Origin of the sequence: Pedobacter psychrophilus, from assembly GCF_001652725.1 — a bacterium.
GTDB lineage: Bacteria > Bacteroidota > Bacteroidia > Sphingobacteriales > Sphingobacteriaceae > Pseudopedobacter > Pseudopedobacter psychrophilus.
Genome location: NZ_LWHJ01000002.1, coordinates 1 through 10461 on the forward strand (window position 1 = coordinate 1; position 10461 = coordinate 10461).

At 31.1% G+C, this 10461-nt stretch carries 13 protein-coding genes; 10 read left to right on the plus strand and 3 right to left on the minus strand.

The annotated features are described in order from the left end of the window. The first annotated feature begins 119 nt into the window (after positions 1–119). Positions 120–608: a hypothetical protein gene (locus tag A5893_RS00130; RefSeq protein ID WP_068820515.1), complete on the plus strand. Its 489-nt coding sequence runs from the start codon at positions 120–122 to the stop codon at positions 606–608. Here the strand turns inward: A5893_RS00130 and A5893_RS00135 are convergent. After that, a complete protein-coding gene (locus tag A5893_RS00135) occupies positions 588–881 on the minus strand; it encodes a hypothetical protein (protein ID WP_068820516.1) in 294 nt (97 codons plus the stop codon). The genes A5893_RS00130 and A5893_RS00135 overlap by 21 nt on opposite strands. 136 nt (positions 882–1017) lie before the next feature. Between A5893_RS00135 and A5893_RS00140 the strand changes: the two genes are divergently transcribed. Together A5893_RS00140 and A5893_RS00145 are read left to right on the plus strand one after the other, a co-directional pair. Next, entirely contained in the window at positions 1018–1572 is a 555-nt protein-coding gene (locus A5893_RS00140) for a hypothetical protein (protein ID WP_157687295.1), read from the plus strand. Between the two features lie 136 nt (positions 1573–1708). Next, positions 1709–2257: a DUF4738 domain-containing protein gene (locus A5893_RS00145; RefSeq protein WP_157687298.1), complete on the plus strand. Its 549-nt coding sequence runs from the start codon at positions 1709–1711 to the stop codon at positions 2255–2257. Between the two features lie 155 nt (positions 2258–2412). Here A5893_RS00145 and A5893_RS00150 read toward each other — a convergent pair whose 3' ends face one another. Both A5893_RS00150 and A5893_RS00155 read right to left on the minus strand, forming a co-directional pair. Further along, a complete protein-coding gene (locus A5893_RS00150; RefSeq protein ID WP_068820519.1) occupies positions 2413–2631 on the minus strand; it encodes a hypothetical protein in 219 nt (72 codons plus the stop codon). Then, positions 2628–2843: a hypothetical protein gene (locus A5893_RS00155; protein ID WP_068820520.1), complete on the minus strand. Its 216-nt coding sequence runs from the start codon at positions 2841–2843 to the stop codon at positions 2628–2630. The genes A5893_RS00150 and A5893_RS00155 overlap by 4 nt, the downstream gene beginning before the upstream one ends. A 19-nt stretch (positions 2844–2862) precedes the next feature. Here A5893_RS00155 and A5893_RS00160 point away from each other — a divergent pair, with 19 nt between their 5' ends. The 7 genes from A5893_RS00160 (at position 2863) to A5893_RS00195 (ending at position 10229) form a co-directional block, all read left to right on the plus strand. Beyond that, entirely contained in the window at positions 2863–3678 is an 816-nt protein-coding gene (locus A5893_RS00160) for a DUF4279 domain-containing protein (RefSeq protein ID WP_157687301.1), read from the plus strand. Between the two features lie 173 nt (positions 3679–3851). Further along, positions 3852–4538 (plus strand): hypothetical protein, encoded by a 687-nt coding sequence (locus A5893_RS00165; protein ID WP_068820522.1) that lies wholly within the window; start codon positions 3852–3854, stop codon positions 4536–4538. Between the two features lie 84 nt (positions 4539–4622). Continuing rightward, positions 4623–5237 (plus strand): hypothetical protein, encoded by a 615-nt coding sequence (locus A5893_RS00170; RefSeq protein WP_157687304.1) that lies wholly within the window; start codon positions 4623–4625, stop codon positions 5235–5237. Next, complete coding sequence (locus A5893_RS00175) at positions 5234–5695, plus strand: hypothetical protein (protein ID WP_068820523.1); 462 nt, start codon at positions 5234–5236, stop codon at positions 5693–5695. The genes A5893_RS00170 and A5893_RS00175 overlap by 4 nt, the downstream gene beginning before the upstream one ends. A 716-nt stretch (positions 5696–6411) precedes the next feature. Next, on the plus strand, positions 6412–7482 hold the full coding sequence (locus A5893_RS00185) for a type I restriction endonuclease (protein ID WP_068820525.1): 1071 nt from the start codon (positions 6412–6414) through the stop codon (positions 7480–7482). 169 nt (positions 7483–7651) lie between these two features. Beyond that, positions 7652–8905: a hypothetical protein gene (locus A5893_RS00190; protein WP_198342227.1), complete on the plus strand. Its 1254-nt coding sequence runs from the start codon at positions 7652–7654 to the stop codon at positions 8903–8905. 196 nt (positions 8906–9101) lie between these two features. Further along, positions 9102–10229, plus strand: coding sequence for a restriction endonuclease (locus A5893_RS00195; RefSeq protein ID WP_068820527.1), 1128 nt, complete (start codon positions 9102–9104; stop codon positions 10227–10229). The last annotated feature ends 232 nt before the right edge of the window (positions 10230–10461 follow it).

Genomic DNA, 10461 nt, shown 5'->3' on the forward strand with positions numbered 1-10461 from the left:
GTGGTTTACGTTAATTCATCAGTTATTTACTTACTTTGGTGCGGTGCGACAATGGTTCTGCAAGCAATGCCATTTCTGCACAAATTTGCAAAACGTTATAAGCCATATTAAACCGAATAATGAGAGAAAGACTATGGTATGAATTAGGACAAGTGAAGCACAATCATTGCTATTGTACTTTTTTAATTTCAAGACAGCGACGTTTTCTTAATTATTTCAATATTATAATTTTGACCTTTTCTTCTGCTGGTGTTATGGGTTGGGTTATTTGGAAAGATTCCCCCTTTATTGCCTGCATAATAGTTGCATTAATTTCTTTGCTTAAGCTTTTAAGCCCTCATATTGTTCCATCAGACAAACAAATCGAAAAATTAGACAATGTTACAGACTTCTATTTCGACTACTTTAATGATTTAGAACAAATTTGGTATGACCATTACAATTATAGAATTTCCGACCAAGAAGCCCAATCAAAATTTTATACTTTAAAAAACACAGAACGAGAAATAAGTAAAATTGTCAATGAAATTGTAAAATCCACTAATAAAAAGATTTACAAAAAAGCTGACATCGAGACAAGGAATTATTTACAAAGAATCTTTAACTAAATTTAATATGCCAGAAAAATCGAAACCAACACCAAGACCGACTCCGTCGACACAGCCCACATCTGTAAAACAGAGTAACAATTTACCATCTTTCCAAAATCCACCACCACCTCCTCCTCCAAAAAAAAAGTAATTAGGTAATTTTGGTGGCCAACAAGCTGACAGATTTTTAATTTCTAGAAATTCGACAGCTTGTTTTATTTTTATCGAAATATTATTAATATCGTGAATTACAAAGAAAAAAATACGGCTTATAACAGCAAATTTGCACAAAAATGGCTGACGGTGGTTCAACTCAGGTTTTTCGTTAATTATTTAGTTTTGTACGGTACGACATTGGTTCTGCAAGCAATGCCATTTCTGCACAAATTTTCAAAACGTTATGAGTAACTTTAAAAATAAACGACAATTGAGACTTCAAATATTAAGTTTTGCTTACTTGCTCATTTCTTGTAATTCACAAGTCGACGATAAAAGATTAAATAAAATTGATGCAACAGACAGTCCAACTGTACTATATACAAATAATAAGTCTGAACTTCTTTATTCTGAAACTGAAAGTCCTGAAAAACTCGAACATATTTTAGCAAATAGACGATTAAAAATTACACTAGTAAAATCTTACCTCAACAGTTATATAACTCATGATTATTCACATGGTACAGATAAATATAGAGATGTACAATTTGCTTTAATAATAAAACAAAACTCTCAAATACTTTTAGATACTATTTTAAGAAAAGAAGATTTTGTTAGATATGTAGGAAAAGAATGTGTACTTAAATCAACGCTTGACCAATATTTTTATGTAATTGACAATGACTTCCCGAATAAAATCGAATTTTTAGGGAAACTGGACACTCGCTCTTCTAAATCTGTATTTTTTAAACATCTTTTTGACTTAAAGAATTATAAATTTGAATTTGTTAAACTTAAAGGTGAAGACCAAATGCGCATTAACTAGGGTTTTTTTAATAATTCCAACAATAAAATGTAACGCTATTATATGTTAATTAAATAATTGTCATTCTAAAAACTCTTTTTACCTACAATACTAAATATGAATTATGCCAGAATTCAGAAAAATAGTTTTACTATATATGTTGATTTTCTTTAATTTAATTATTTCTTGTGACCAAATAAAAGAAAACAAAAGAAAAACGGTTGAAATAACAAATAATCCAACAACAATTGTTACAGACAAATTTTCAAATGTTAAATTTTCAGAAACAAAAGGACCAGAAAGAATTGAAACAGTAATTCTTGATAAAAAATTACAAATTATAGTTTTACAAACTTATCTTGATAGTTATGTGACTATTGATGACGATTCAAATGAAGTGGCTAAATATAAAGACCTTCAATTTGAATTAATAATTAAGCAAAATTCAAGAATACTTTTAGATACAACAATAAAAAAAGACCTATTCACAAAAGATGTTACAAAGGATTTTTATAAAGGATTTTTGAATAAATCAATTTTAGATTATTACACCTTTTTAGAATTAAATAGTAATAAGCTTGTATTTAGAGGAAGAATTATTGATCCACAGAAATCATCATCGGATTATGAATTTATACATTCTTTTGACTTGGATAATAACAAGTTGAGTTTTTCTAAATATGAGAATACTGAAGATGAAGAATAGCATAAAAAAGCTACTCATAACAGCAAATTTGCACAAAAATGGCTGACGGTGGTTCAACTCAGGTTTTTCATTAATTATTTAGTTCTGTGCGGTGCGACAATGGTTCTGCAAGTAATGCCATTTCTACACAAATTTTCAAAACGTTAGCGGCAACCCTATGCGGACACTCCCAACTTTCTACGGGCAGACAAATCATAGTGTGCATTTAGAATTTTTTTGACTTCACCTTTTAGTTTTGACAAGTGTTGAGCATCATTTAGAAATTCGTTTGCGTCCCAAATTACTGCATTAGCTTTGTCAATTGACTTTAGAACGGACAAAAGATTTTCTTCTACTTGTTCCATTTGGTTTTCTGAAATTGATAGTTTTCTCATTGCTCAATAGTTTTAATTGTTGTTTTAAATTCTCCTCTTAATTCTCGAAGCTCATAAATTTTGCCTCTGATTTTATTGCAGTATTCTTTCAATTTACCTTCATTGGTTTCGACACCTGAAAAGGTATCACGAAGCCCACCTGCAATTTCATAGGCTTCCATAAGATGCTCATACATCTTGTCTGTGTGTTCTAAAATTTGTTCTACTTTCATTTTGTTTATTTATTTAATTGTGAATAATTCGTTTGACAGAAGGGCAGCCGCTAACAACAGGTTTAAAAAATTGCGGGCGACCTGCTGTTACTTAATTACTGCTATTCATTTAATTGTTGCTGGTCCACATTTTCTGCAAGTAATCCGCAAATTCTTAAACCTGCCAAACGTTAGCAGTAATAGTATGACCGACCTGCAAATAATCGAACTGATAGAAAAAGAATTCAAGTATAAAACACTTGGAGCAACAGAACAGTATCTTGAAATTCATAGCCCAGTTTATTCTGACAATCAATTAAAAGTTGAACGTATCGACCGAGAGGGAAAAGACAAATTAATTGTAGGCTACATACCTGTAATTGGCGAAAGATTTTATTTTGCTGTTTACATTGACATCGAAGCAAATGAAATAATCAATATCGGAACTGAGGCAAAAAATAGTGTATACTTCAGGGCGGACTCAGACAAATTTAGCTTGATGGAGCTTTCTAAAATGACCACTCTTGAATCAACAGGTGGACGAAATAAAGGGGATGAGAGAAGAAATGGAATATTTTGGAAAGAAAGTACGATTTTCTTTGAGCCCAATAAAGAGCCAGACGAATTCGAGGACAAACTAAATAAACTTCTTTCTTTTTTAGAACAAGATAGAACAGGAATTTTAAAACTTGTGGAAAAAGCAGATGGCTATATTCAAATCGCAATAGAATTTCATAATGGAAACACAATGCTCGGCGGTCCTCATATCGACAAAAAAGTAATCAAAAGAATGAATGACCTTGGAGTTTCAATCAATTTCGACCTATACGTTGGCGGAAAAAGCTTTAAAGAATAAAACTACTACTGCTAACAGCAAATTTGTTCAAAAATGGCTGACGGTGGTTTACGTTAATTCATCAGTTATTTATTTAATTTAGTGCGGTACGAAAATGGTTCTGCAAGCAATGCCATTTCTGCACAAATTTTCAAAACGTTAGGTACAATTTTAAAACGAACTCATCTACAAATATGAAAGCCACATCTCTGACAATTTTAATCTTTCTAAGCATCAATGTTTTTGGACAGAAAAGTTTTCCAACACAGAATTCAACTCATATTTTTTGGCAACCAGAAGTTAGGTTGACAATAGATGAATATCAAGGAAAACCCATACCAGAAATTGATAAGTTAATGGATAAATACGGATTTTCCGCTTCGGCATCAGTTGGTATTTGGTCGGTAATTGACATTCCTAAAAAAAAGAGTCAAAGAAATAAGCTCTTTGAAAAAGTATATTTTGCACCTGCGTTTGAAAAAACAACTTCTTATTATACATCGAAAGACACTTTGCAAATTGAAATGCAGAACTATTACTTTGACATTTGTGAAATTTGGGCAAGATGGGCAAGGAAAGAATTAAAATCATATCAGGACTCAACAAAATCAATTGGAATAATTTCTATTTTCTATATGACCGTAAAAAATGAAATGAATGAAAACAGAATTGCTATGTTCAAAGAATATTTTAAGCAAGTATTTATCGAAAAAAAAGACGGAGCATTTATAAAATGGAGATCAATAATGGAAAAAAACCTTAATGAAACGAAGTTATGGGCGACGACACCTGAAGATTGCTACAGATTAATGACACAATTGCCAATAGACGACAACTATATAATGGCACCAAATGTTGTAGGGCCTTTAACAAATAAGTAGAAATAAAACTGTACCTAACAGCAAATTTGCACAAAAATGGCTGACGGTGGTTTAAGTTAATTCATCAGTTATTTACTTAATTTGGTGCGGTGCGACATCGGTTCTGCAAGCAATGCCATTTCTGCGCAAATTTTCAAAACGTTAGCAGAAATTATGACCGACTTTACGGAATATTATCACTTGGAAAAATATATCAGGGGAAAAGTTAATCGCAATTTCCACCAAGATGGGTTTATCAATGCGGAAGATTTTTTCTGTATTGTAATTTGGAAAGCCAATAGAGCCAAATCAAAAATTGCGAAACTATTATTAAAATTTGAACCGGATTTAGAATTATGTTGTAAAAACCTAACCAGCAAACTTTTTAAAGCTGAATTACCCAAAGAAAGACTTGAGATTCTAATAAAAGAATATGGTTTTCGTTTACCTATGGCTTCTGCGATTTTATCTATTTTATATCCGAAAGAATTTTCTGTTTATGATTACAGAGTTTGCGAAATTTTAACACAATTTGCTGACCTGATTAATTTAACAGCATTTGAAAATATTTGGAAAGGATATAATTCTTATCTAAAAGCTGTCAATGAATGTACTAATCCCGACCTAAATCTTACGCAAAAAGACCATTATTTATGGGGTAAATCTTTTTATAATCAACTTCAATTAAACATTAAATCAAACTTTAAACAAAAATTATGAAATTAACATTATTACTTTTTATTCTATTACCAATTTTAACATTTGGACAGAATAAAAAACACACTTATTTTAGTGATTACCAATTTGACAAAACTTTTAACGGTTCAAAAGTTGAAGGACATAAAAAGGTTTCTATAACGTTTAGTGACCCAAAATTAATTACTCCAAAAAATGCTGAATTTGAGAATTTACCCAGAGGATATGTGACATTTAAGTTCGAAGGATTAAATCCAGTAACCGAAACTATTGTATTTATAGGTAAAAATGGCGACGGTAATGATATTTACGCTATTACAAATTCTAACGTCGACCTTGATGTTATTTATTTAGTTAAAACCGTGGAAAAAATAGGTTCTAAAAATTATAGCTACATAATACTTTGGGGAAAAGCAGACAGCAATAATCAAGGTGGTTTACCAAAATATTTTACCGCTTTCCATTGTAATTTAATAAAATAACTTCTGCTAACCACAAATTTGTATTATAATGGCTGAACTGCTTTACGTTATTTCATCGCAATTAACTAAGTTTATACGGGCAGACAAGTTTGTGCTTTTTATGCCATTACAACACAAATTCGCAAATCGTTAGGCAACATTAAAACGACTATGCGTCTACAACAGACATTCGACTATATAAAAGACCCGAAAAAACTACCTCACTTACTGACTTACGTTTTAGGAATATTTGCTATCGGACTTTTTTATAGCTTTAATGTTGCTTTACAGCTTGTTTTAGTTTTTCTTACTGTAGCAATTTATACTGCTTTAATAGCCGAACTATTTTTAATTATTAGAGAACTCAGCGAAAAGACGACATCTAACAAGAAAGACCTTATTATAATTTCATTTGCGACAATAATAGTGTCTATAATTAACGTTTTTGCGTTACGACCAAAACTATGGAATGACATTATAGCGCTTACTATTACACTGACTATAATAATACAATTAATGCTTTACATTAGAAACCGAAAAAATTAACGTCGCCTAACAGCAAATTTGCACAAAAATAGCTGACGGTGGTTTATGTCAATTCATCTTTATTTACTTAATTTAGTGCGGGCTGACATTGGTTCTGCAAGCAATGCCATTTCTGCACAAATTTTCAAAACGTTACCTGTAAGCCTTTACTAAACGCATAAAAAAAACGACACCTAAACAAATATTTGAAAATGGACTTTAAAGATGAAATCAAACAATTCGGCGAACGAGTTGAAAAACTTAAAAATCAAATTTTAACCGAGGAAGCTACTAAAAATGCGCTCATTATGCCATTCATAAAAGCTTTAGGCTATGACGTGTTTAATCCTTTTGAAGTCGTTCCAGAATTTGTTGCAGACATTGGTATCAAAAAAGGAGAAAAAGTTGATTATGCAATTGTAAAAGACGGAAAGCCTTGCATTTTAGTTGAATGTAAACATTGGAGCGAAAAACTCGACCCACATAATTCACAGTTATTTCGTTATTTCCACACGACAAAAGCTAAATTCGGTCTCTTATCAAACGGAATAGTTTACAGGTTTTATACCGACCTAATCGAACAGAACAAAATGGATGAAAAGCCATTTTTTGAATTTGACGTAACCGACATCAAAGATAATCAAATCGAAGAACTGAAAAAGTTCCATAAATCTTATTTTGACGTTGACAATATTCAAAACACAGCAAATGAGCTGAAGTTTATGAATGAACTTAAAATACTTATCAATACAGAGTTCCAAAATCCTTCTGATGCTTTCGTAAGGCACTTTGCAAAACAAATTTATAGTGGGGTTTTGACTGCCAAACTAATGGAACAATTTGTTGTTCTGACGAAAAAATCTTTACAACAATATATCAATGACCTTATAACAGAAAGATTAAAATCTGCGCTTAAAAAGGAAGACGATAATGAAAAAGATAATTCTAAAATCGAAAGTTCAACAGAAGACCCAACTACCAAAGACGCTAAAATTGAAACTACAGAGGAGGAAATTGAAGGTTTTATGATTGTAAAATCAATTTTAAGGAAAATAATAAAAGCCGACCGAATTGGTCATAGAGACGCACAATCTTATTTTGCCATTTTACTTGACGACAACAATAGAAAACCTATTTGTCGACTTTATTTAAATGGTAGCAAAAAATACATCTGCACATTCGACGAAAATAAAAAAGAAACAAAAAACGAAATTCAGACAATCGACGAAATTTTTGATTTTGCAGAAATACTGGAAAAAACTATTATCAGTTATGGTGGCTAAAAGGCCAACAGGTAACAGCAAATTTGTGCAAAAATGGCTGACGGTGGTTCAACTCAGGTTTTTCGTTATTAACTTTGGTCTGTGCGGTGCGACAATGGTTCTGCAAGTAATGCCATTTCTGCACAAATTTCCAAAACGTTACCAGAAACCTTAACTCGACAAAATCGACATGAAAACAGTAATATTGGGTCTTCTAATTCTTTGGGTCTTACCATGTATGTCTCAATCATTTATAGCCAATAAGATTGTGGTTGACACAGTTAAGCTTGAATTCAATATTCTTCCTATTATTAAAATTGAATCTTCAATTCCACAATTAAAAATATCTTCTAATCAACTTATTGCGACTAAAATAAACCATGATTTAAAAAGATATTTTTTTTCAAGCACTACTAAATCTGACACATCTTTTCTCTTAAAATCATTTCTTAAAGACAATCTAATTACAGTGGCAGAATTAGAAGATTCAACTGATTTGAAAGCCGACGTAATCAATGAGTTTTTTAATATTTCTTACATATCAAATGATTTTATAAATATCACAGTTGAGCGTCAAATAGAGCCATATGGAGGAAAAAATCAATTATTTTTCAATAGTCTGTTCTATGACCTAAGAACCGGTAACAGGTTGAGCTTTTCAGACTTATTTAGCTTAAATACGCAAAAATTAGTTGAACTGTTAAACTATCAGGGATATAGAATAGAATACAATGATGTTAATCTTGATGAGTTATTAATTAAAATTGATGCCAATGATAAAATTGATAATTCTTTCTTAAAAGACACTTTAGAAGTTAATTGTATTGACTTTTACCTAAAGACGATTAACAAAAAATTATTTTTGGCTTTCAAATTTCAGTGTTCTGGGCCACAACCGCTAGATTACGGAATTCCTATAAACCTATTAAAGACGTACATCACTTATTCTGGATTGAAAAATTCTTTAAAGCTTTGGGGTAGCGGAATTAATTCTCTAAAAGGCAAATCAATTTCTAATTATACTTCGCAAATTGATTTTGAAAACTATTCAATTTTAGAAGGAGGAGGTTATCTGATTTCGAAAAGAAACAAAACTTCCGAATTGGAATTTGGTGTATCGTCATGGTTTTCAAAAGACAGTGTTTTTTATTTATTCGAAAAACACAATTTTATAAATAATATTAAAACATCTAATATTTTGGACATTCTTAAACTTAGTAAGAATGATCTAAACGATAAAAATTCATTTGTTTTCGGACTATGCCAAACACAAAAAACAAATTACGACTCAGAAATTATAGCTTTAGTTAAAGACAATAAGAAAAATCCTGAATATTTTAACAAAATAATTAAAGCTTGGAAAGCAAATAGAATAACACAAAAGTTCGAAGTACTCGACAGGAAAAAAGTAAAGAAATGCTACAACGAAAGCTACGGAATATAAAGTTCAATACACTTTAAGTATAATTAAAAAAAGGCATCTGGTAACCACAAATTTGTGTAATAATGGCTGAAGTGGTTTAACGTTATTTCACTTCTATTAATTATCTTTAGTGCAACTTGAAAAGTTTGTGCAAATAACGCCATTACTACACAAATTCGCCAATCGTTAGTGGCAAGCTATCTAGACACACTTCAAAATGAAACAACAAATTTTAAAACCCGAAAATTGGCAAGATTTTGAAGAACTATGCAAAGTTCTTTGGGGCGAAATTTGGGACTGCCCAGAAATCAAAAAAAATGGCAGAGCAGGACAAAATCAACACGGAGTAGATATTTATGGAATTCCAAAAAAAGAAATGCAATATTTTGCAATACAATGTAAAGGAAAAGACGAATACACAAAAGCAACTTTAACAGAAAAAGAAATTACAGTTGAAATAGAAAAAGCTAAAACTTTCAAACCCAAACTAAAAAAACTTTACTTCACAACGACCTCCAATAAAGACGAAAGGATTGAAGAGTTTGTACGATTGAAAAATGTTGAGAATATTGAGCAAAATATTTTCGAAGTTCATCTTTTTTGCTGGGAAGACATCGCATATTTAATAGAACAAAATAAACGAGCTAACGATTGGTACATTAAAAAACAGAACTTTGCATCAAATCATAAAGTTAAAGTGACGTTTGAAAACGATGAAACTTTGAAATCATTCAAACCAGTTTTACTAAAAAATCACATAAAATATAGCGTAAAAGAAGAAACCATTGGAGTTTCTAATTTTGGATATCGAAAAGACCCTCAAACATTGCGGATGGAGAGATTGGAGATAGACACAGAAGCTCAACCTGTTAGATTTTTTATAAATGCAACTAGCCACAACAAAAGTAGTTGTGTTTTTGCTGTACGACTTAGAAATATTGGCAACTATCAGCTTGAAAATTTTAAACTTTATCTAACGTTTAATGACGATTGCTTCAAATCAGAAAGAGTGTGGAAACAAAGTCGGTTTTTAGACACATTTAAATACGAATACAATATCAAATGGAATAAAGGAACAAATGATTTAGAGCTAAAAACGCATAATGAACTTTTAGTTCCAAATGACGAAATTCTTTCAGACAAAATATGTATAAGACCAGACATAGAATTTCCATTTTGTACAATTATACCTTGGAAATTAGTTTCGAAAGACTTTACTGAATTTGGTAGTTTGTATTTAGAGTTTGACTTAAGAATTAAGGAGAAAAATAGTATGAAGACTTACTCAGCATATTTTGCTGACGAAACGATTTTAGAAAATTATACAGGAAGAGACGATGACTAAAATTAGCCAGCCACTAACAGCAAATTTGTTCAAAAATGGCTGACGGTGGTTCACGTTAATTCATCAGTTATTTATTTAATTTAGTGCGGTGCGACAATGGTTATGCAAGTAATGCCATTTCTGCACAAATTTTCAAAACGTTACCTGCCATATTAAACAACCTGACCTAACGACAAAAATGAAACCTTTTACATTAATATTCATATCGACTTTGCTTTTAACAGGAGTTTGT